This is a genomic window from Ruegeria sp. AK4, assembly GCF_056541025.1.
The window spans coordinates 25691-47466 of sequence record NZ_JBQFXS010000018.1 but is presented as its reverse complement, the minus strand read 5'-3'; the positions used below and the strand labels follow the sequence as shown (position 1 = coordinate 47466).

22 protein-coding genes and 1 pseudogene are annotated in these 21776 nt (G+C 53.4%); 10 read left to right on the top strand and 13 right to left on the bottom strand.

What is annotated here, in order from left to right; all coding sequences use genetic code 11:
• From ACR0EZ_RS21025 to ACR0EZ_RS20985, 9 genes are all read right to left on the bottom strand, one after another.
• A complete protein-coding gene (locus ACR0EZ_RS21025; protein ID WP_480616644.1) occupies positions 1–462 on the bottom strand; it encodes a DUF5681 domain-containing protein in 462 nt (153 codons plus the stop codon).
• Positions 443–649: a hypothetical protein gene (locus tag ACR0EZ_RS21020; protein ID WP_480616643.1), complete on the bottom strand. Its 207-nt coding sequence runs from the start codon at positions 647–649 to the stop codon at positions 443–445. The genes ACR0EZ_RS21025 and ACR0EZ_RS21020 overlap by 20 nt, the downstream gene beginning before the upstream one ends.
• A 63-nt stretch (positions 650–712) precedes the next feature.
• Positions 713–1141: a helix-turn-helix domain-containing protein gene (locus tag ACR0EZ_RS21015; protein ID WP_480616642.1), complete on the bottom strand. Its 429-nt coding sequence runs from the start codon at positions 1139–1141 to the stop codon at positions 713–715.
• Between the two features lie 92 nt (positions 1142–1233).
• Complete coding sequence (locus ACR0EZ_RS21010) at positions 1234–1395, bottom strand: hypothetical protein (RefSeq protein ID WP_480616641.1); 162 nt, start codon at positions 1393–1395, stop codon at positions 1234–1236.
• A gap of 259 nt (positions 1396–1654) precedes the next feature.
• Positions 1655–2347 (bottom strand): hypothetical protein, encoded by a 693-nt coding sequence (locus ACR0EZ_RS21005; RefSeq protein WP_480616640.1) that lies wholly within the window; start codon positions 2345–2347, stop codon positions 1655–1657.
• On the bottom strand, positions 2344–3540 hold the full coding sequence (locus ACR0EZ_RS21000; protein WP_480616639.1) for a tyrosine-type recombinase/integrase: 1197 nt from the start codon (positions 3538–3540) through the stop codon (positions 2344–2346). Before ACR0EZ_RS21000 ends, ACR0EZ_RS21005 begins: the two co-directional genes overlap by 4 nt.
• Before the next feature lie 199 nt (positions 3541–3739).
• A complete protein-coding gene (locus ACR0EZ_RS20995) occupies positions 3740–4831 on the bottom strand; it encodes a tyrosine-type recombinase/integrase (RefSeq protein ID WP_480616638.1) in 1092 nt (363 codons plus the stop codon).
• Positions 4832–5193: 362 nt separating this feature from the next.
• Positions 5194–5814, bottom strand: a complete 621-nt coding sequence (locus ACR0EZ_RS20990) for a hypothetical protein (protein WP_480616637.1) — start codon at positions 5812–5814, stop codon at positions 5194–5196.
• Between the two features lie 22 nt (positions 5815–5836).
• The gene (locus ACR0EZ_RS20985; protein WP_480616636.1) at positions 5837–6106 is read right to left on the bottom strand and encodes a hypothetical protein; all 270 of its coding nucleotides are present in this window, start codon (positions 6104–6106) and stop codon (positions 5837–5839) included.
• Positions 6107–6796: 690 nt separating this feature from the next.
• Between ACR0EZ_RS20985 and ACR0EZ_RS20980 the strand changes: the two genes are divergently transcribed.
• The 7 genes from ACR0EZ_RS20980 (at position 6797) to ACR0EZ_RS20950 (ending at position 15375) form a co-directional block, all read left to right on the top strand.
• The gene (locus tag ACR0EZ_RS20980) at positions 6797–7891 is read left to right on the top strand and encodes a helix-turn-helix transcriptional regulator (protein WP_480616635.1); all 1095 of its coding nucleotides are present in this window, start codon (positions 6797–6799) and stop codon (positions 7889–7891) included.
• A 457-nt stretch (positions 7892–8348) separates the two neighbouring features.
• Complete coding sequence (locus ACR0EZ_RS20975; RefSeq protein ID WP_170735994.1) at positions 8349–8924, top strand: hypothetical protein; 576 nt, start codon at positions 8349–8351, stop codon at positions 8922–8924.
• A gap of 103 nt (positions 8925–9027) precedes the next feature.
• Positions 9028–9588 carry a hypothetical protein gene (locus ACR0EZ_RS20970; RefSeq protein ID WP_480616634.1) on the top strand — a complete coding sequence of 187 codons (561 nt, stop codon included), beginning with the start codon at positions 9028–9030 and terminating at the stop codon, positions 9586–9588.
• A 187-nt stretch (positions 9589–9775) separates the two neighbouring features.
• Positions 9776–10249, top strand: a complete 474-nt coding sequence (locus ACR0EZ_RS20965; protein WP_480616633.1) for a hypothetical protein — start codon at positions 9776–9778, stop codon at positions 10247–10249.
• 76 nt (positions 10250–10325) lie between these two features.
• Entirely contained in the window at positions 10326–11474 is a 1149-nt protein-coding gene (locus ACR0EZ_RS20960; RefSeq protein WP_480616632.1) for an efflux RND transporter periplasmic adaptor subunit, read from the top strand.
• Positions 11475–11482: 8 nt separating this feature from the next.
• Positions 11483–14626: an efflux RND transporter permease subunit gene (locus ACR0EZ_RS20955; RefSeq protein ID WP_480616631.1), complete on the top strand. Its 3144-nt coding sequence runs from the start codon at positions 11483–11485 to the stop codon at positions 14624–14626.
• A 185-nt stretch (positions 14627–14811) separates the two neighbouring features.
• Positions 14812–15375: a hypothetical protein gene (locus ACR0EZ_RS20950; RefSeq protein WP_480616630.1), complete on the top strand. Its 564-nt coding sequence runs from the start codon at positions 14812–14814 to the stop codon at positions 15373–15375.
• A 249-nt stretch (positions 15376–15624) separates the two neighbouring features.
• Here ACR0EZ_RS20950 and ACR0EZ_RS20945 read toward each other — a convergent pair whose 3' ends face one another.
• From ACR0EZ_RS20945 to ACR0EZ_RS20935, 3 genes and pseudogenes are all read right to left on the bottom strand, one after another.
• A complete protein-coding gene (locus tag ACR0EZ_RS20945) occupies positions 15625–16677 on the bottom strand; it encodes a TRAP transporter substrate-binding protein (RefSeq protein WP_170715553.1) in 1053 nt (350 codons plus the stop codon).
• A gap of 94 nt (positions 16678–16771) precedes the next feature.
• Positions 16772–16900, bottom strand: a pseudogene (locus ACR0EZ_RS20940) (IS6 family transposase); the annotation flags it as partial.
• A 42-nt stretch (positions 16901–16942) separates the two neighbouring features.
• Positions 16943–17158 carry a hypothetical protein gene (locus ACR0EZ_RS20935; RefSeq protein WP_480616629.1) on the bottom strand — a complete coding sequence of 72 codons (216 nt, stop codon included), beginning with the start codon at positions 17156–17158 and terminating at the stop codon, positions 16943–16945.
• A 458-nt stretch (positions 17159–17616) separates the two neighbouring features.
• Between ACR0EZ_RS20935 and ACR0EZ_RS20930 the strand changes: the two genes are divergently transcribed.
• From ACR0EZ_RS20930 to ACR0EZ_RS20920, 3 genes are read left to right on the top strand one after another with little or no spacing between them, the layout of a single operon-like run.
• Positions 17617–18666 carry a TRAP transporter substrate-binding protein gene (locus tag ACR0EZ_RS20930; protein ID WP_480616628.1) on the top strand — a complete coding sequence of 350 codons (1050 nt, stop codon included), beginning with the start codon at positions 17617–17619 and terminating at the stop codon, positions 18664–18666.
• 3 nt (positions 18667–18669) lie between these two features.
• Positions 18670–19188 (top strand): TRAP transporter small permease, encoded by a 519-nt coding sequence (locus tag ACR0EZ_RS20925; RefSeq protein ID WP_480616627.1) that lies wholly within the window; start codon positions 18670–18672, stop codon positions 19186–19188.
• A gap of 1 nt (position 19189) precedes the next feature.
• Positions 19190–20545, top strand: coding sequence for a TRAP transporter large permease (locus ACR0EZ_RS20920; protein ID WP_480616626.1), 1356 nt, complete (start codon positions 19190–19192; stop codon positions 20543–20545).
• A 166-nt stretch (positions 20546–20711) separates the two neighbouring features.
• Here the strand turns inward: ACR0EZ_RS20920 and ACR0EZ_RS20915 are convergent, their stop codons facing one another.
• Entirely contained in the window at positions 20712–21773 is a 1062-nt protein-coding gene (locus ACR0EZ_RS20915; RefSeq protein ID WP_480616625.1) for a 3-carboxy-cis,cis-muconate cycloisomerase, read from the bottom strand.
• Positions 21774–21776 lie beyond the last annotated feature (3 nt).

The window sequence follows — 21776 nt, the reverse complement described above, 5'->3', positions numbered from 1 at the left end:
TCAAGGCGTTTCTCTAACGCCATACGCGTCGCTTTCTAGGGCCAAAATCCGCGCTTCCAGTTCGCTTGTTTCCAGTGTGCGCCGGTAGTTTTCAATTAAGGCCATGACGTGTGCCCCCTCAGTCGGTGTTAGTTCGCCCAGCGCGACATTTTCCAGTACCGCACCAGCGGCCTTCGCGGCATCCGTCGCGCATTTCATTGAAGTTAGGTCAAAAGTCACAGGCGCGTCCTTTCGTGGCGGTGCTATTCTTTCAAGGCATAGGCGCAGAGCCGTTGTGTCGCCCTCCAAGGCTTTGTCCACTGCTTTGCGGGTCAACGCGCTGGCCTCGCCATCGAGAAGTGCCATGGCAGCTTGAGTGGATTTGTTGCGCGCGCCCTTGGGTTTGCCCGGGTTTCCCTCTGCAAAACGGCCCGCACCATCGCGAACCGTTTCCAATCCGTTTTTACGGCTGGTCGTAGACATCGATCAACTCCTTCAGTGCGGCATTGGAAAGACGGGTTACGTCGAGACTCTCAAGCCCTTCATCTTCCTGGGACTTAATTTCACTAAGGGTCGATTTTGAAAGCTTGGAGATATCCAGTAGGGTTTGATCCGGCTTTAAAACTGGCTTCTTGCGTTCCAGCGCCTCAATGCGTTTACGTTGCTTCATTGGTCCGTCCGCTTTAGCCAACCAAAAACTATTGGCATATGGCTATATCTATATATGCCACAATCATTGTGACGCGACTTTGCGATCTTGTGTGCTTTGCGTCACAAAATTCAGGACAGTTCCCGCCTTGAGGGGCGCAGCTTTATTGCTTGCGTCCTGTTTTTTGTGACGTGGTGTCCCGTTTTTTGTGCGGGGGTTTTGTTTTTCTCGCCACCGAATAAAGCTCTTTGTCGCTGGCTTGCCATCTGAAGTTGGAAGTTCTTCCAATCGCCATTTTGACGCTTTCCCAACACCAGCAGGGCCAAGGTGCGGCGCAGTGTTAAGGAAGATGAACCCTCGCTCTTGCAGCACCTCAAACCATGCACCAACAGTGTTGCGGTGGACGTTCAGGGCCTCGGCAGCATCGCGGTGGCTGAAATAGATCTCCCCGTTGTTCGATCCATTATAGCGCCGCTTTATTTCGATATAGAGTGCCCGTGGCTCAGGTTTCATAGTGTCCCACGCTTGTGATGCCTGCAGCCATTCAGGAAGCTGAACATGCCGCCCCGACCTTTTTTTTTGATATTTGTATGATTTTCTAGGCATCAGGTGACATTTCTGTCCGAGTGGATATGATAAACCCCCGGACATTTTTCGAAGCTCTTGGTCCTTGGTGGGCTCAGAATGTCCGCCGCAATCGCATAGCGGAACCCAAGCCCCGGTTGCGCCAGCCCGCGTTCCGGGGATTTGTTTTTCCTGTCTTTCATATCATGGGGCCGCTACGCGAAGGTTTTGAAGATGGGCTTCAAGTTCACCTTCTGGCCAGTACAGTCGCCCGCCCAACTTAGTTGGTCGTGGCAGTCGACCCTCGGCTAGATCCACGTAGATTGCGCTTCTGCTACGGTTGCCAAGCCGTTCGCGTAGTTCGCTCAATGTAAGATACCTTTGCATTTCGCACCGTCCTTTCAAATAGGTTGCAGTGCGAAGTTGCCCGCAAGCGCATTTATTTGGGATTGTGAAATAAAATCAGAAATTAAAACGCAAGTCGTTAGCTGCTTTCCATACGTCTCGTGCAGTTTGTTCCGTTCGTGCAGTATTCTCATGTAAGATTGAGATTTCAGACCAAGAAGCGTTGGAGGCGCGGGCGTCGAGTGTTCGAAGGTACATTAGCCACTTTTTTGGGTGCCGCCGCGATTGCAGTTTTTTTCCATGCAACCCGATCTGAGATTCCTGAAGAACTTGCTTGGCAAGCTTGAGTTGAGGTTCGAGCGGTTTGTTCAAGTCAAAATCAACTCGTTTAAAACCTTCTGGTGGTTTTTTCGCCGAACCCCAAGTTATACCCTCCGGAGAATTATAGAACGATATTACATAGAATGGCTGATCGCCCAGGCGAGGGTTGGGTATGCCGGTAAGCCCTAAGGTAGCAGCGAGTGGATGATCCGCAGTAAAGCCCGGTTCATCAGGCTTTAGAGCTACTTTTCCGCACAATTCCTTAGGCCCATTTTGGAAAAGGTTGAGTGTTTTAGAATAGGATAGTTCGGCAGTTGCATCAAAAGCTTCGCGTACGTCAGATCGACGTCGAACAAACTCCCAGCGCCAACGGTTTTTGTCCCATACCTGTGTGTTTCCGTAGTTTTTCTCGTTTTTCCAGTTGGGAATACCCCATTCATTTGGCGTCTCTATTGCCGATGTGCCTACATCGTGTTGTTTTTCTGTCATTGAGACGTTTCCACCAACGTAACCACCTGTCCAGCACCACCCGTCACGTGATCCGACCAACGCTCAGCAAGCTTGGCGCGTTGCTCTAGAAAATCCGTGCGACGATAAGCCCGCACCACGGCACTATCTACTGTGTGTCCAAGTATCGTTTCAGCGACTTCGTGAGGCGCATCTGTGGCCTCAGCCAGCCAAGTTCGAATAGATGTGCGAAAACCGTGTGGACGCGCCTCCAGACCATTCCTTTCCATCATGCGGGAGAGCGTCATATCGCTGATTGTACCTCTCCGGCTGTTCGGAAAAAGGAAGCCGTTGCGAGCGTGCGGTTTTGCTGATTCAATAACGCGCTTGGCTTCGGTCGATAGTGGTACGCGAAAATCTGGCGTCTGACCTTTGCGGCCCTTCATGTTTTCACCGGGGATGGTCCACACGTCACCGCCAATTTGTTCGAGTCGAATCTGGCGCAGCGGCTTTGAGCGTACTCCCGTCAGGATCAAAAGACGCAACGCAAGATGTGTCAGTGTTGGTTCCTCGAGAGTCTTATAGAAGACAGGCACATCTACCCAAGCCATTGAGGGAATATTCTTTGGCACATGACGCGTTTTCCCTAGAAGAGCTTTCGCTTTTTCTGTTGCTTGTAAGTCCACATTCAAGCCCAACGCCGCCGCGTGTCTTATCACGATGGAAAGCCGGTTCATGGCTTTTCGCGCAGTGTCTGCCTTCGTGTGCCAGATAGGGGCCAGCGTATCGCGAATGTCGCGTTGATCTAGATCCGTTACCGGCACGCGGCCAAGCTTGGGCAAAACGTGAATTCTTAGTGGCGACAACCACCGACCCGCGTTTCCTTCGCCTTTCAGCTCGGCCTTGCGGGCGTCAAAAGCGTCAGCCGTGATAACGGACAAAGAGATATCCTCGCGCCGCGCCGCCCGCTCTTCGGCTTCTCGTTCCTTTATGGGGTCGCGATCACCTGCTGCCACTTCTCGCCAGCGCTGGGCTACCTTGCGGGCTTCGGCCAAGCCCAAGGTTGGATAGCCACCCAAGCCCATTTCTCGCCGCCTGCCGTGGACCGTCACGCGCAACACCCATTGCGCCCCGCCATCGCCGCGCTTCACCAACCAAAGCCCAGCGCCATCGCAGTGCTTTCCCGCCGGCGCGGATTTTACAAATGATGCAGAAAGTCGGTTTCTCGCCCGCATTTTCGTCCACCTAAATATCCACCCTAGAGTAGCGGATGCCCCAAGGCACAACAAGACAGAGATGGACAGTTATTTCTTTGTTTTTAAGGATATACAATGCAGGCTTATACAATTCTGGACACTTGCGAACATAACTTGGGTGCCGCCCCCGGGCACCATTCAAGCGTTTGATTTTTATCAATATTCAATTTTGAGCCTTTCATGGTTTGACAGTTTTCTTGAAGGGTTTGACAACTCTTGATCTGCGTTCGTTCTCCTTTTCTAGTGTTTCCATCGTGATCCGGTTGCGGTCCGCGAGGTTGGCGGACCGGGAATAGTGACGGGCCATAGATGGGGTCTTTTGCCCCAGCAGGTCCGCAATCTGGCGTTCCTCAAGCCCTGCCTCGCGCAGTGTCGTGGCCACGGTATGCCGCAGCCCCTTGAGTGTCAGGCCAGGTTGCACAACGCCCTCAGCTTCCAGCTTTTTCTTGAAGCGGTACCAGACCGTCGAAAAGCCGTTGTAGGTCCAAGGCTTTCTGTTTGATGAGGCAAGGATGGTCACGGCGTCGTGCGTGGGCGCAGCATCCAGAGCCGCTTGCAGCGTCGGACCGATTGGAACGGCAACTTCCTGGCCCGTCTTGCCCCTGACGCCCCAGATCGTGTCGCCGTCTATCTGGCGACGGGTCAGCTTGAGCGCATCGGACGGATCAAGGCCGGTATTCATAATCAACGCCACCGCCACTCGAACGTGCGGGGCGGCCCGATCCAGCACAACTGCGCGTTCTTCCACCGTCCAAGGCCGGTTGGCATAGGGCCGATTTTTCGGGCGCGGCTTGGGAATGACACCTGCCGCATAATCCCGGTCGATCAGACCGCGCGGAATGGCGTGGCGAAAAACTTGACTCAGGAAGGTGCGGACCATGTTTGCTCGCCGCCAGCCAATCTTGTCCGCCGCTTTGTCATGGATGCCCGAAACGAGGGGCGTCGTGATTGCGGAAACAGGCGTGTCCCGGATTGGGTACAGGAAGTCAGCGCACTTGCGATAGTCGCGCTTGGTGGCGTCCGACAGATTGCCATAGTGTTCAGTCTGGTAATAGGCATTGACCAGCCCGCCAAGGGTTCCCGGCTTAGGTGCTTGCGCCTTCCTCGCCTCAGCAATGGCAGCAATGCGGGCGCATTCCGCAAAAAACTCAGCCGATCCTAACGGAGTTTTTTCCAGGTCGATCTTGTGACCCGTGGCGCGATGATAGCAGCGCGGTTTCCCGTGCCGATCATCGAATATCTTGAAACCTCTAACCCTGACACGTGTCATTACAACTTGCCAAGAATGACGTCTTGCGTTGCCATCTCGGCCCCTTCCTTCATTGCATCAATCCAATTGTCCAGATCGCGCTTGTCCCAAAGGACTGTGCCGGGCCGCATTTCAATTGGTTGGACGGGGCACGTTGTTTTGAAGAGCTTTGGAGGAAGTCCAGTGTAAACCGCCGCCTCAGACTGTTTCAGCATGCGTTTCTCATTAACGTTGATAGTGAGACTAGCGTTAGCCACTGCTAGTGCCTCCCAAGACGCTCGTTGTTCCATGGCGTTGACCAAGATGTCCGTTCGGGGTCAATTTACCCCGAAGATCAATTGTCGCTGTTTTGGCCGGTTGGTTTTCTTCGACTAGTTGTCGCATCACTCAGATCCAAACTCTGATGCAATAGCCTCTATCTCTCCAAACGAAATCTGGCGCTTGACATGCATGCCTTCCTCTTCAAATAATCTGGCAATCCCTGACTTATGCCACGCGGTCGGGTAACCTTCGAATTCATACTTTTCCATTTCGGGAAGGTGAGCCGCTGTGAAATACACTTCTAATCCGGCGTTTTTAAAAAACACGTATGCTGGTCTTTCATGGACGTTATATTCTAAGTTATTTATTGATATATCTGAATCCATTTCGTCCCGATGCGACGACACGAAATCAAATAGGTAAACAAGGAAGTCTTCGGCGGTGTTTTCTCGCTTGAAATCGAGACGCTGAATTACTCTTGCGGTTTCGATCTGCTCGAACTCATCATTCCGGAATTGACGGTAAATCTCAAAAGTCTCGACTATACGGTTTGGTGGAGCGCCTGTCATTAGAGCAAGCGTTAGCCTCGCCGCATCACGCGTTGTCATATCCGGTGCGTTCACGCCACGAGCTCCTGTCGTCAGAAAGCCTGCTTCACGGAGCTTCCTTGCAACAAAGTGAACTGTCGCTTGATCGATACCAAGCGCATTCGATATGACTTTTATCAGCTGACCAGACTTCATAGTCTAAATGTGCATTGCGCATTTAGGCCATGTCAATACACCTTTTGCCCGTTGTCAGAGTAGTTTGGAGAACACAGGTTGTATCGTAGCAGAGAGCTTTTCTCGCTTCCTCGGCCAGCAAAGTGACGCGACCATGGATCTGGTCGATCCCAATCTGGTCGGCATAGTCGATTGCAGCTCCGAGTCCTGCGCGCAGAGCGTATGAGTTTTCCCAGGTTTCAAACCGCCTGGCGTCTTCACGCAGTTCATACTTATCTCGAGCCACCCAAGGCGCTCCGAAATGGTCGATCATCGCAGGTTCCAAAATGTCCAACCATTTTGTCTTTTACAAATAGTAACCCTGTCTCCCGCGGCCCGCGCAGGTATTTTCGAACTGTGCCGGCCTTGGATTGCGCGCCAAGTTTCCCAATCAAAATGACGCTCGGAATTGGCAACCACACTTTACCGCTTTGGGCTAGGAGCAATCGTTCTCTGCACTCGGCGTGAACGGCTGCTCTGCGGACTTTGCTGCCTTTTGACAGCACGGCGAATGCTGACGCAGAAAATCCTCGCTCCTGCAGCGGATTTCTTTCTGTGCTGCGGCGAAATCCCCTATAGCAGTCATTCATCATGACAAACCTAGGTGAATCCCAAACCATCATTTCGCCGCGAGCGAATTCAAATCTCGAGTTGCGGGAAAATGTTCGGAATTGCTGCCGTGCGGCCTGCGAAACCGGAAATTCGTAGGGCACCGTATTTTTTGGTAAGACACTGTCAAAACGGGTCTTCCGCTAGTAGAAAAAAGCAGTGTCGAAGCATAGGAACCAGACAGGACCCGAAAACTTTTAGCAATCCTTCGCCTCATTGCTTGAAAGTTGGAGGTTTTGGCGGAGATGCTCTACGAAGTAAATTTTAGAATGAGTCCACGTTGATCGGCTCAACCTTAAGATAGTATGATGCGAACAAGTATGTTAGCTCAACCGATGCGGAAGCGAGATCAAAGATGAATGGCCTCGAACCAGACCTGAATATCTCGATGCTCCCGGAAAAGGCGCGTCGGGATGCGTGGGACGATTTCATGGCGGACTTTTGGCGCGTGGGAAGACCCTTGGTTTCTCGTCGGAATCTGGAACTCAGCGTGTCGTCTCGTCAGTTGGAAGACGCCGTGTTCTGCCAATTGGCCATGTCTCCGGCTGAACTCGTAGGCAATAATCACGAGTTCGATTGCGTCGTGATCCGTTACCAGAATGAGGGGCACACGGTCGCAAAAGTGAACGGAGAAACCACCCGGGTGGCACCTGGCTCTCTCACTGTAATGGACTTGTCTGCGACCCGATATTGCTACTGCGACCGCTCTAAGGTCACGTATCTTGCCCTCAGGAAATCGGCCCTTCAAGTCACGCGCCATCCTCTGCGACCAATGACGCATTTTGACAATAGTACACCAGTCGGACGGTTGATGATCGCCAATTTCCTACATCTGGCGAACGAAATTTCGCACAAACCGGAAACAGGCAATGCTTCAGCGATCAACCTGTTCGCGTCTCTGCTCGTCGCCGCGATTACGGATCGCGAGGAACTCAATTCGGAAGACCTGCATACCGAAAGAGCCAAGCGTATTCGCGCAGAACAATACATTTTCTCGCGATCGCTCTCGCTGCCTTTGAACGTTGACGAGATGTGCGCCGCTGTAGGAATGTCGCGATCGACGCTGTATCGCCTGTTTCGCGCAGATGGCGGATTGCAGGCCTATTTGGCCAACCTCCGCCTGGAATACGCACGTGACACGCTTGCCAGTAGTCAGCCAACACGAGGGGCGGTCACATCTGTCGCAACTCGTTTGGGCTTTCTCGACACGTCAAACTTTGTTCGAAGTTTCCGGCGCCGGTACAACTGTAAACCGGGCGATATCTTGGGCTCCGAATACATCGAACCGGACAACGTAGATGCTAGTCGTTATTCGACCCACCTGCATCCAACTCTGACCAGAGAAAGCTCAATCAAACCAAACAAAGGCTTCTTTGAGAACCTGGGCGCGTTGGCAAGAACGAGTGGGACCTTCGACGTAGCACACACATCTAACCATCATGCAATTTAGTGCGCTAGAGCCTCCGAATAAAACGTCCAGCGAGCGCCATTTGCGCTAAGTCTCACTGCAATTCGCACCCGCTGACTTTCCGCATGTTCTCAAGATCCACAATGCCGCGGGGTTTTGTGACCGCGCCCGCATCTCAGAGCTTCGTCGCGGAGGTAGCATGGTCGGCTCGGTTCATTGCCGCAGCGGCGACGATCCTTGGTTCGGTTAGTGGCACTCTGTGACAGCGAACTTGAGACGTCATGCACGTGAGTAAAAAAGTTCAAGCTGATACCGCATAGTTAATCGGCGTTGTGTTGTTTGCTGGCTTGAAGGGTCGCTAAGGGGAAATGGTTACTCTCTTTTCGGAGATGCAAAGCTTGGTGCGATGCGTGGAAGAGAGCTTAGTTGAGTACCCTCTGGCGAAGGTCGAGCGGACTGCAAACAAACCAACCGAAAATTTGAATAGGATGGAAACCCTATGAAACAGGCACTCAAGGCGCTCCGGAGTTCGCTTGCTGCACTTGTTGTCGGACTGGCACCTGCAATTGCAACTGCAGAAGAAAAACCTGCTCAGGAAACCTTCTTTTTCGTTCAACATGCGCCCTCCGCATCTCTGGATGACGGCACGTTGACGCTTCATGACGCAGACGAAAATATGATCGTTTTTGCGGATCGTCCGCACCGCCTTGCAGTTGCGGTACCAAGCTCGGAATTGATCAAGATCTGGGGCAAAGGGCAAAACAGCTTTGCCGAGGACCCGCCGAATGCAGCGCTTGTCGGGCAATCCGCAGGCCAACCTGTTTCGATAATCGTTGAACTGACTAACCCAAAGAGGAAAGACGGAAACTTGGTCTTCGATTACACCGTGTTGGAAGGTACTGAGGTCCAATCCATAGAACAGAGCTATTTGGTGATCGACGACAACCCGTTCGCGGAGTTTTACAAAACCATGGCAGATCTGGCAGCCGTTTCCACCGGGGACGCGGGACAATCGACACAGCTGAACGGCGATGTGGGTATGGGTATTCTGTCGCAGGGCGTTTCGTCGAACTGAGATATTTGAGTGCGCTCACCTATCGCGGTGCCCTTCGTAAAGGGTTGCCGCAGTCACGTCATATAGCGTTTGAAGCACTTTGCGCGTCGAAAAGGGAATAGGCATGACTAAGGCAGGCATCTTGAGCACAGGCATTGCCACCACTCTGGCAGCGGGGGTTATTGCGGCTTCTGCATCTGCTGAACAAACGAAAGACCAAGCCAGCTTTCTGTTTGTTCAGCACGCCAGCGTGGCAACGCTGCACAACGGGATCCTGACACTTGAAAACCCGGACGCGAACATGATCGTATTTGCAGATCGCCCGCACCGCGCCGCTGGGGTCATACCAAGTTCTGAACTGCTCAAAGTCTGGAGCGAAGGGCAGGACAGTTTCGCCGATGACCCTCCAAACGCTGCGCTAATGGGTCAAACGGATGGCAAACCTGTCGCGCTGGTCGTCGAGTTATCGGACCCCCGGCAATCTGGTGATACACTGACTTTTTCTTACACCATCCTGCAAGGTTCCGAAGTACCTGTCCTTGAGCAAAGCTATCTCGTGATCGATGAGAGCCCGTGGGCAGATATCGAAGGTGGGTGGGATCTTGCGGCAGATGCATTCACAGGTGGCGGCAATACAATTCAGCTGGATGCAGATTCTGGAGTGTTGGGTTCTCAATCAGATTGAGAAAAACAATCAATCTGGCCCGACGCCGGTTAAATCCGCTGTTTGGTCCGAAGGTTACTATTCCAACTACATTTTCTTGAGGGAAATAAGAAACTTCCGCCAATTGGACCAAATGCTTCCCGGGTTGGCCGCCGGACATCTGACACCGTTCACGCCTGACTGACATGATGGACCAAGGAGAAAGACAGTGAAAAAGATACTTCTTGCTCTGGCCGGAATCAGCGCTTTGGCTGCACCACTTGCTCTGGCCGAAGAAGCAGATAACAAGACCTACTTGTTTGTTGAAATCGCCACAAAAGCTGAACTCCAAGATGGAAAACTCGTTCTGTACGGCGTCGACGACGAGGTGTCGGTGTTTTCTGACCGACCGTACCGCAGCGCCGGCGTCATCAGCCGAGATCACTTCTTTGATGTTTGGAGCCAAGGTGAAAACAGCTTTGACGTTGACCCGCCAAATGCAGCTTTGTCGGGTGAGATTGATGAGGAATCTCATGTGTTGATCATCGAGATCTCATCCCCGACGGTCGACGGTGAAAGAGTTTCATACAGCTACGATACAATTCAGGGGGATGAGGTTCAGGCGATGGACAATGTGATTATGTTCATCGACAGCTTTTCTTGGCGTCCTCCCTATACCGGGCCAGATGGTGGCCTGCCATAAGTGGTATATGCTGTAGAGTCCCGTCAATTCGATCAATCGTGCAGGCTAAATTTCCGTTGCGCCGATTTGAACGTCCATGAATAGTAATCATGCAGCCATGCAATTGCGGATAAGCGAGCATCGGATGACGATAACAAACCAGCTATTCTGCACTTTGTTCGCCATCGGTTTGGTGGGTTCCGCAGCTGCGCAGTCTGACCCGCCGGCACCCAGTGTGGTTGTTGCACCCGCAACACTGCAGGAGTTGCAGAAACAGGATGAATTTGTGGGTCGTGTCGTCGCTGATCAAAGCGTCGACCTTCAGGCCAGAGTGGACGGCGTCCTGCAAGAGGTCAACTTCACCGAAGGTGGGGCTGTCAAAAAGGGCGACGTGCTGTTCCGTATCGAGAAAAGGAAATACGCGGCAAGTGTTGATGCCGCTCAGGCTGCTTTGAAAAGCGCTCAGGCTTCTGCGCTGAGCGCTAAGACCGAACTCGACCGCCAGCAGGCACTGTTCAACAAAGGCGATGTTCCCCAATCCGTACTGGACACAGCCAAGGCGACGTTTGACGAGGCCCAGGCCTCCGTGGATGAGGCGCAGGCCAATCTGGAAATCGCACGGATCGATTTGGATCTTACTGAGATCGTCAGCCCTCTGGATGGGCGGATCGGGCTGTCGGCCATAGACGAAGGTAACATCGTTGATTCAGATAGTGGTGTTTTAGCGACGGTGACGAGCGTCGATCCCGTTCTAGTGAGCTTTTTTGTCAGTGAGCCCGTATTGCTGCGGGAACGACGCAACGGATCGATTTCGCAGCAAGGCATTAAACTGGCGACGCAGATAACACTGGCTGACGGTCAGACTTACGATAAGGAAGGTAAGGTTACCTATTTGGGCGACAGCGTCAGTCAAGACACCGACACGATTGAACTGAGGGCCACATTCTCCAATCCCGACGGGCTTCTCATTCCTGGTCAGTTTGTCATCGTCGCGCTCAGTGGCTCGGACGACAACAAGGTTTTAACCGTGCCGCGCAATGCGGTGCAGTTCGATAAGCAAGGCTATTTTGTATTTTCCGTCGATGACAAAAACATGGTTCACCGCACAGATATTGAAATAGGCACTCAGACCGCAACCAAAGCCCAAGTGAAGTCCGGCCTGAAAGACGGCGATCGGGTGGTCGTGCAAGGGCTGCAGAAAATTCACGACGGATTGGTCGTGAAACCGATCGATAGTCAGAGTTAGGTCGTGGCTTGATCTCTCGCTACTTCATCAATCGCCCACATTTCGCTGCTGTCATCGCGATTTTGATGGTTCTTTTTGGGGCGGTCTGCATTCGGCTCATGCCAATCTCGGAATATCCGAACATTACACCGCCGCAGATATATGTGACCGCGACATACCCGGGTGCGGATGCGCAAGTCATTCAGGAATCCGTGGCCACGCCCATTGAGGAACGCGTGAACGGGATCGACGGCATGCTGTACATGCAGTCCAAAAGCTCGAATGACGGCAGCTATGACCTGAGCGTTTCTTTCGACTTGGGAACAGACCCCAATGTTGCGGCGGTGGAGGTCCAAAACCGCATCGCCCTTGCCAGTGCCGAGTTACCATCCGTTGTGCAACAGCAAGGTATCGAGGTTACCAAACAATCCGGAAATATGATCCTGGTGATCAACCTGACATCACCTGACGGGTCACGGGATGAGTTGTACCTCAGCAATTACGCGGCTGATTTCCTGCATGATCCACTGCAGCGCCTGCAAGGGGTGGGTGGGGTCTCGCAATTCGGCCAGTTGGAATACAGTATGCGGGTCTGGATCAACCCGGTTCGTATGGCCGCGCTGAATATTACCGCGTCAGAGATTGCTGAAGCGATTGAAAGCCAAAACGTTGTAGCCGCCGCCGGACAAGTCGGGGCCCCACCCTTTGGCGATGCCCGCACGGATTTTCAGTTCAAGCTTAGGGCCGAAGGGTTGCTGCGGGACGCAGAAGAATTTGGCCGGATCATCATTTCAACAGGTGACGATGGATCGGTCACCCGACTGGAGGATGTGGCACGGATCGAGCTTGGTTCAGCCACCTATGCCGGGTCCTCGCAGTTGAATGGCAAGGATACGGCGGCGATTGCGGTGCATCAGGAAAGCACGGCCAACGCGCTGGAGATTTCGGACAGCATCCACAACCTGATGGGTGAGCTTTCGAAAAAATTTCCCGAAGGTGTCTCGTACGAGATCACATATGACGTAACAGATGCCGTGCGTGTTTCGATCGAAGACATTCTGAAAACTCTGGCGCTGACTGCAGGATTGGTGATCGCAGTCACGTTTTTCTTTCTGGCCAGCTTTCGAGCGACCATCGTTCCCGCAATCGCGATTCCTGTCTCTCTTTTGGGCGCGGTCGCGTTGATCTATGCGATCGGGTTTAGTGCAAACATGATCACACTGTTTGCCTTGGTTCTGGCCATCACGCTGGTAGTCGATGATGCGATCATCATCATCGAAAACGCCGAAAGGATCATGACCGATGAGGGGCTTGAGCCGCGCGACGCCACCCTCAAGGCGATGTCACAGGTCAATCGCCCGATCATCGCAACCACTTTTGTGCTGGCGGCCGTATTTGTTCCGGTATGTTTCTTTCCCGGAGTGACCGGAACGATCCATTACCAGTTCGCCGCGACGATCATCTTCGCTTTTGTGCTGTCTGCCGTGAACGCACTGACCTTGGCCCCCGTGCTTTGTGCCATGGTACTGAAAGCAGGAGTGAAACCGATTGGCCCCTTGCAGTTTGTGCCTGCGGCGGTGTTTTGGATCAGGAGACAATACATGCGGCTTGTGTCGCTGATGTTGCGGTATATCGCGGTCTCGCTGCTTGTCTTTGCCGCTTCTGTCGGGGCTACCATTTACCTCTTCAAAACCGTTCCTACAGGTTTGATCCCGCAAGAGGACAACGGTGTTTTGCTGGCCGCCATGGCGCTGCCAGATGGTGCTTCCCTTCAACGGACCCAGGCTTTTATGGCCAAAGCCGGCGAGGTGATCGAAAATGCGCCCGGCGTGGACACCGTGACAACAGTGTCCGGCGCCAGCATGCTGGCGGGTGTCCGCTCTAACACCGGAATGGCGATCATCACGCTCAAGCCATGGGATGAACGCACCAGCCTAGATTTGCATTGGGATGCGATAATGCAGAATCTGGACCAGAAACTGGCCACTCTACCTGAGGCTGAAAGCTACGTGTTTCCCTTCCCAACCATCCACGGGCTTGGTTCGACAGGAGGTATCTCGGTCGAGCTTTTGGACCTTGAGAAAGGCGATGGCGCGCAGCTTGATTCTGTCATGAACGCCTTCGTTGCGGCCTTGAACGCTGCGCCAGAATTCGTTCGCGCCCATGGCAGCTTTTCCGGTCAGACACCGCAATACCGATTGTCCGTGGATCGGGATCGCGCCGAAACTCTGGGCGTAAGCGTTTCAGACATCTTCACCGCATTGCAGGCCAATCTCAGCACCTTCTTCGTGGATAATTTCATTCTGTCGGAACGGGTCTATTGGGTCGTCATCTCGGCTGACGCGCGGTTTCGGCAAACGCTGGATGATGTGGACAATATCTACGTCAAAAACAGCGCGGGAGAGTCTCTGCCTTTGCGCAATTTCGTGAGCAGCGAACCGGTTCTCGCACCGGATGCGATCCCACGTTATAACCTATTCACCGCAGCCTCTGTCAGTGCGCAGTTGACAGACGGTGTTAGTTCGGGCGCGGGCATCAACGCGATGCAAGAGATTGCCGACAAAACGCTACCAGACGGCTTTCGGATCGAATGGTCGGGTGTGACCCAGCAAGAGGTCAAGTCACAGGGCATGGGACCCTTTATCATGCTGTCGGCCCTGGTCTTGGCTTACCTGTTTCTTGTGGTTTTGTATGAGAGCTGGATACTACCGCTGTCGATTGTCACTTCAGCCATATTTGCGTTGCTGGGCGCGCTCATACCCATCGCCTATTTCCCGTTTCTCACCAGCAATATTTTCGCACAGATTGGAATGGTGTTGCTAATCGGACTGGCTGCTAAAAAAGCCATCATGGTCGTCGAATTCGCAAATCAAGAGAGGTTGTGCGGAGCAAGTATCCGCGAAGCTGCCTTGAAAGCGGCAGAAATCCGGTTTCGCCCGGTCACCATGACGGGGCTGTGCTTCATTATCGGTGTATTGCCCCTTGTATTGTCCAGCGGCGCTGGAGCTGCGGCACGTGTATCTATTGGCTATCCTGTGCTCTTTGGCATGATTGTCGATAGTACCTTGGGTCTTTTAATGATCCCGGTCCTTTACGCGGCGTTCCAGACGCTGAGAGAATTTCTGATTCACTCTACCAAACAGCGTCAATCTACTTCATCTTCCCATAGGTAGCCTGCCGCAAAGCAAAGCTTGGTAGTGCGAGCGAGCGCTGTCATCGTGATAGTTAGCATTGGCGCGCAAACATGTGAGTTTGTTCCGGCAATTTCGCTGCGCCACGTGAGTACAGCGCATTTCTACCACTAGATCGGTCTGTGGAATTCTAAACCACCAAACTTGAGACGTCAGGCACGTGAGCCATGCGCCTGATATTGGTAACCGGTAAGCCATCCGTGTCGTTTTTGTTCCCAGATTCAACGATCCCAACTCTTGAGGCAAATATGAATGTTTCGGCCAATCTCTTCGGAGCAGCATCTATATTGATTGCTCTCGCAGTCTCTGCAACCGCACAAGCCACCAACAATGCATCAGAAGCCGAAAGCTATCTGTTCATCGAAACCGCTGATCGCGCCACGCTAAAGGACGGCATTATGACTTTACACGGAGTAAGTTCCGATGTTCCCGTTTTTGCGGATCGGCCTTACCATAGTGCGGGGCAGATCAGCCGCGCTCACTTGTTAGACGCGTGGGGCAAGGGGCAGGACAGCTTTGAGTCGGATCCACCTAATGCAGCGATTACAGGTAGTATTGACGGAAAGCAGGTTGTCCTAATCGTCGAAATCAAAAAACCCAAAGCGGATGGTGACTGGGTCAGCTATGAAGTTAACATTCTTAAGGGATCCGAATTTTCCGAGCTGAATAATCCGGTCATGGTGATAGATGATAATATCATACAGGATCTCTTATGTTGGCCTTATTGCTGATAGGACCTTTTGACCTAACGTATGAGAATAATGAGTAATGTCTGGGAATTTGACTCACGTCGCCAGCAAGGCAGACATCAGCGTAAGACGGTCAATGTTTCTTAACTATGTTTGCTCAAGATCTGACCTATCAGGGAAACGCTGGGGGTGCATTGGGCTGCTCTGAGCACTTTGAGGCCCGGACCATGTTCCGCAAGGCACGTCTCGGCCCCAGGCGCTAAGGCCCAAAGATCACGCTGGGACGGCCGATCATGGGCGCTGCATAGGTGTTTCGGTTAACGCGTCCCAGGCGTCTTCTTGCGTTCGCGCGGCCTGCAAGCTGTCCCAGACTTCGGCCACAAAAGGATCAGCCGCGGCCATCTCGGAGACAAGCGTGTCCCAGGCTGCGTCGAGGCTGTCCAGGGTCTCGGGGCTGTAGAGGCGAACTTCCACGCCCTGTTCTGCCATTTTCGCGACGGCGGCGGCTTGTGAGTATTCCATCCGCAGGACCGAACGCATCGCGTTGCTTCTGGCCGCCATGTCGATGATCGTGCGCTGGCTATCTGTCAGGCCGTTCCAAACGTCGCGGTTGATGACCAACTCAATCATCGTCGAAGGTTGGTGCCAGCCGGGGAAATAGTAGAAAGAAGCCACGTCCGGAAAATTCAGCGCAAGATCCACCTGGGGAAAGCTGAATTCGGTCCCGTCGATGTCGCCATTTTCAAGCGATGGATAGATCTCACCGCCTGCGATCAGCACGGTATCCGCACCCAGGCTTGCAAGTACTTCCGAGGCCAGGCCCGTCCAGCGCAGCCTGAGCCCGGCAAAATCGTTTGCCACTTCGATGGGTGTGTTGAACCACCCGCCCGATTCCATGCCAGTGAAAGTTACCGGCATAGTCACGAGCTCAAAGCCCGCGTCGTCATACATTCGCTGATTGAGCTCGAGCCCGCCGCCTTCGTAGAACCAAGCCATATAATCGAGCGCCTGCGGCCCGAAAGGCATCGACGTGAAAAACGACGCAACAGGCAAGGACCCATGAAGGTAGGCCGCAGCGGTATAGCCCGCTTCGATCTCGCCGTCAGAGACCGCCTGTTGAATGTCGAACGGTGGGACAATTGCGCCAGGTTCCGCCAGCTCGATCTGGATAGTCCCGCCGGAGGCTGCCTCGACGTCTGCTTCGAACTGCCGGATCGTATTGACGACCGGAAGGCTGGTCGGAAAAGCCGATTGCAGAGTGATTGTAACATCCTGAGCACGGCTCGGCCCGCTGATGGCCATAAAGGGTAACGCAGCTAGGGCCAGTTTGATCATCTTTATCATTTTGTCCTCCGAGGCTGTTGCGTCAGTGTTATAGGTTGCGCGATTGTCGATACGGCGCATTGGATCATGCTATTTCCAAGAGCTGGCTGGTGAACTAGATCTCGCCACGGATGCCCGGATTTCTGTCCTGAATCTGACCTCGTTTGATTGTTCTTATCATCTCGATCAGGTTGTTCCGCGACTTTTTGTCGATGTGCCGGGTGCTTTCGAAATGTGGATCAAAGATGCCTCCATTATCCGTGAACTTGCACGTATTCGTTCAAGATCAAACTGCAGCTTTGTCCGCTACCTGTAAATTGCCTGATGAAATTTCTTTGCGCCCATCACGAATAGCCGCTCTTCTCGCTGCATTGCGATCTTCAAGGTAATGCGCACGCAGAAAAAGTTCGCTGCGAGCGCGTGTGGCGTAAATTAGAGACTTCCGTTTTGGGCTCGATGCGGTCATTTGCAAAGTACTCGTGAGCGTCTGCTGTGCGGACATTCTCGACCTTCGCTGCCCGGATTTTCCAAATTAGCTGAGGCCAGTCGTGCCTACACTGAAACTGTTGAGACGGGTGACGAGTTGCCTGCCGCATTGGTTCGCGCAATCCGAGTTGCAACTGAAGAAAAGCGGTAGGTCTTGCTGAATATTGCAATTGCTCGATCCGGACCGCACAGAACTTCGCTGAACCCATTGCCAACAATGAAAGGAACAGTCCCTTTTCGTCTGAGAACCACGTATTCTTCGGGCAGGCGGGCTTTTTAGTTCTCAGAAATGGAAACTAAATCTTAGAAAACCTCAATTTTGTTGGTCAATTTAGTGAGTATAAAATTGTGAAGCCGAAATAGTGGATCAATCGGGGCACCATCATCAGCCTTGCGACCATGAACGTCGTTTAGCGCAACCCCGCCTGCCCCAAAGGGGGGCGTCTTGCCAGATAAGTAGATCAGGAGGAGATCATGAGTATTCTAAAACGCGCGAAGTACTTCGCTTTGGGCACAACGATGTCTGCGCTTGTCGCGCCGTTCGCATGGGCGGCCGATTATGAGTTCAAGCTTCACCACTTTCTGAGCCCAAAGGCACCAGCACACGCACAGATGCTGGAACCCTGGGCGCAACAGATCATGGACGCATCTGACGGGCGTATCGCGATCGAGATTTTCCCATCCATGACACTGGGTGGAAAGCCACCGCAGCTGCCGCGGCAGGTGCGCGACGGTGTCGTAGATATTGCGTGGATCGTGAATGCCTACGCCGCCGGGCAGTTTCCCCGGACAGAGGTTTTCGAGCTTCCTGGTGTTCATCAGGGCAGCAGTGCCGCGGTCAACAAAGCAATGCGCACGATGTATGAGGAAGGTGAACTGAGTAAGGATTTCAAAGGCGTTGTTCCCCTGTTTCAGCATGTCCATGGCGGTCAGGCACTTCATATGGCAACCGATGAAGTGCGCTCGCCCGGTGATCTGTCCGGTAAGAAGATGCGCATTCCGTCGCGGACCGGTGCCTGGGTTATCGAAGCGCTTGGCGCAAATCCGGTGAAAACTTCAGTGGGGGAAATACCGGTTGCCCTGTCAAAGAAGGTGATCGATGGCGCGATGATACCTTTTGAGATCATTCCACCACTCAAGATTCACGAGCAGACCAAGTATCAGATCGAAGGGCCGGGCGGCAAACGCCTTGGAACGACATCATTCTCGGTCATTATAAACGAGGACCGCTGGAACAGCTTGCCAGAGGATGTCCAGCAAATATTCATCGACCACTCGGACCTCGAATGGCACGCCGAGGTAGGTGAGATCTGGGATGGCGCCGAAAGCTTTGGGATCGGTATTGCGACAAAATCAGGCAATGAACATGTGCAGCTAAGCGATGCCGAATGGGCAGAGTTTGAAGCAGCAGTTGCGCCGGTTGTCGACCGCTGGATCGCTGAAATGGACGAAAAAGGCATCGACGGGCAGGCGCTTTATGATCAGGCAGTCAAACTGGTCAACGAAAACATGGCGACGAACTGACCGATGTCGTCCGCGACGCAAAAGGAGGCGGGGCTAGTCGGCCTCGCCCGTACCCTCATCACTGGCTGGGCGCTGATCGGCGGGCTTGTCCTGGTCGCAGTCGTTCTGGTCAATGCTTGGTCGATCCTTGCTGGTGCAATTGTCGGAAAGCCATTCCCCGGCGACTTTGAACTGACCGAGATGGGAGCGGCAATCGCAGCATTCTGTTTTTTGCCGTACTGCCAGCTTGTTGGCGCAAATGTGTCAGCTGACATCTTCACCATGCGCGCCGGCCCGCGTTCCGTCGCCTTGATGTCTCTTTTTGCGGCGTCGATTGCAGTGCTGTTCTCGGCCTTGCTGATCTGGCGCATGGGGGCTGGTCTGCAGGACTATCGCGAATACGAGGAATTCACCGGAATCCTTCAAATTCCGATCTGGTGGGCTTTTGTTCCCGCATTGATATCGCTTGTGCTGCTCTTCGTGGCCTCGCTGATCACTCTGAAGGACGCGCTGCAGAAGCTGCGCAGAAGCGAGGTCTATTGAAATGGACAGTATCTCGATAGGCCTAATGGGCCTTGGCGTTCTGATTTTCCTGATCGCTATTCGCGTACCCATCGCGTATTCGATGATCGTGGTTGGCGGAGCGGGCATTGCGCTGTTGAACGGCCCAATGATCGTCATGAGCCAGCTCAAGGATCTGGCCTATGGGCAGTTTTCGATTTACGACCTTTCAGTTGTTCCTCTTTTCGTGCTCATGGGGGCAATTGCGTCGCGTTCAGGGTTGAGCGCCGATTTGTTTCGCGCAGCCAATGCCTGGCTTGGCTGGATGCGAGGGGGTGTGGCGATGTCGGCGATTGCCGCTTGCGCCGGTTTTGGCGCGGTTTGCGGATCGTCACTGGCCACAGCTTCAACAATGGGCCGTGTCGCTCTGCCTGAGTTGAAACGCTATAACTATTCGCCAAAGCTCGGAACAGGAACAATCGCGGCTGGGGGCGTGCTTGGAATTCTGATCCCGCCGTCCGTGGTTCTCATCATCTATGCGATCATTGTCGAGGCCAACGTCGTGACAATGTTCAAAGCGGCGATGATACCTGGTTTGATCGCTGTTTTGTTCTTTATTCTGACCATCCTAATCTATGTGCTCATCTCGCCCCAGGCGGGCCCGAAAGGGGAAAGCGCCTCGCGCGAGGAGTTCATTGCGGCAACCTTGAATGTGCTGCCAGTTGGATTGGTCTTCGGTGTCGTGATTGGCGGGATTTACCTAGGGTTTTTTAACCCCACACCAGCGGCAGCCGTTGGCGTGGTCATGGTCGCTATCTTTGGTCTGGTCCGAGGGCAATTTTCGCTGGAAGATGCACGTGAAGCGCTTTTGGAGACTGCACGGACTGCAGGCATGATCTATCTGATCCTGCTTGGAGCGGAGCTGCTTAAGATTTTCATGTCGCGTGGTGGTGTGCCGCAAGCGATGGCAGAGTGGATGGCGAATTCGGGGCTGGCCCCAATGACAACTTTGCTGGTGCTGCTTTTTGCGCTGATCCTGCTGGGATGCTTGATGGACAGCCTGTCAATGATCCTGTTGGCAATACCATTCTTCTGGCCGGTTCTGGTTGAGATGAATGGCGGGGATTTCGTTACAGCAGCGGACTCGCCTTTTGGAATGGACACAGAGGATCTCAAGATCTGGTTCGGGATACTTGCGCTCATAGTGGTTGAGCTTGGATTGATCACGCCACCGGTTGGCATGAACGTCTTCATCATCTCTGCGCAGTCCCGCGATGTTCCGATGCGCGATACATTCCTTGGTGTGTTGCCGTTTTTTGGCGCCGAAATCGTTCGGGTCGCGGTCCTGATCGCATTTCCCGCACTTGCGCTTTGGCTGCCAAGGGTGTTGTCGGGATAAGAGCAGTTATCATCTGTGTCGGGCACTGTCGTAGGAATAGCGGTGCCCGGTTTTTCTGTTGGGAAAGAAAGAAGAGCGCTTGTCATCGTCCACGGTCGAATAAAATTCCTTAGAGTCTCAGATCGGAAGGTGCGAGTGCCGGGCATTTCTATCGAAACGCAGCGGGTTAAGCGGGTGAGCCAATCCGTTCGATCTGGTTTATAAGCTCCAAACCGGCATTCATTGCCCGCCCTGTGACAACGATCATCTGTGGCAGAATCATCCATTCCAATGTCCAGGCGGCTCCGGATCGTTCCTGTTCATGCACAAGAGCCTGATGCATGCCCGAAATCTGAACCGCGTTGAATCCGGCCAGCGTCACCAGTAGCTCTGCAAGCACAGGGTTCTGTTTGTGAGGCATTGCCGAGGATCCACCGCCCCCCTCAAGTGCTATGTCGTCTACGCCCTGTTGCGCCATCAAGGAAACATCCTGACCCATTTTACCGAGCGTTCCTGAAACCAGCGACAACCAGTTTGAAAACTCGACAATTGCGTCACGACGGCTGTGCCAGCATACGACAGGGTTTTCCAAGCCAAGGTCTTTAGCCATCAGCATCGCAATTTCTTGGGCCTGAGTACCCAAAGCGGCACGATCGCCTGCTGCACCACCTAGTTGCAGGCACAGAAGTCTGGGTTTCAGCTGTTTCAGCCTTACCCGGTGATCTGAAAGCGGTAAGTGCCAGCTTTGCAACCGGACCTTCACGGTGATAGGCATGGCCGCCTGCATGCGCGTGCGCCCCATAAGCTTGTTTGTTCCCTGCACTTTTTCGAGCTGGGTCAGGGCATCGCTGAGCACTGACAGCCGGTCAGCCAGTATCGGCAACACATCTTTAAGAGACAGAATAACCGCCGTATCGATCACGTCTTGAGAGGTCAGGCCAGTGTGGATCGCTGGGTGTAGTTCCTCTGGGCAACTCTCTTTCAAGTTCCCCACCAAAGCCGGGACAGCGAGACCATCGCGGGCCGTGCCCGCTTGCAACTTGTCGAGATCAGGCTGTACGGCTGCTATGTACTTCGCCGCCCTTTCGGCGATGTCCGCCGGTACCGCACCGGTTTTTCCTAAAGCACGGGAATACGCGGCTTCGACTGACAGCATATGACGGATCTGGACGTGTGGAGACAACATCTCCTGTGTCTCTGGATCCGAGAACAAGCCGCTGAGCCATGGATGGGAAAATACATCGGTCATGAC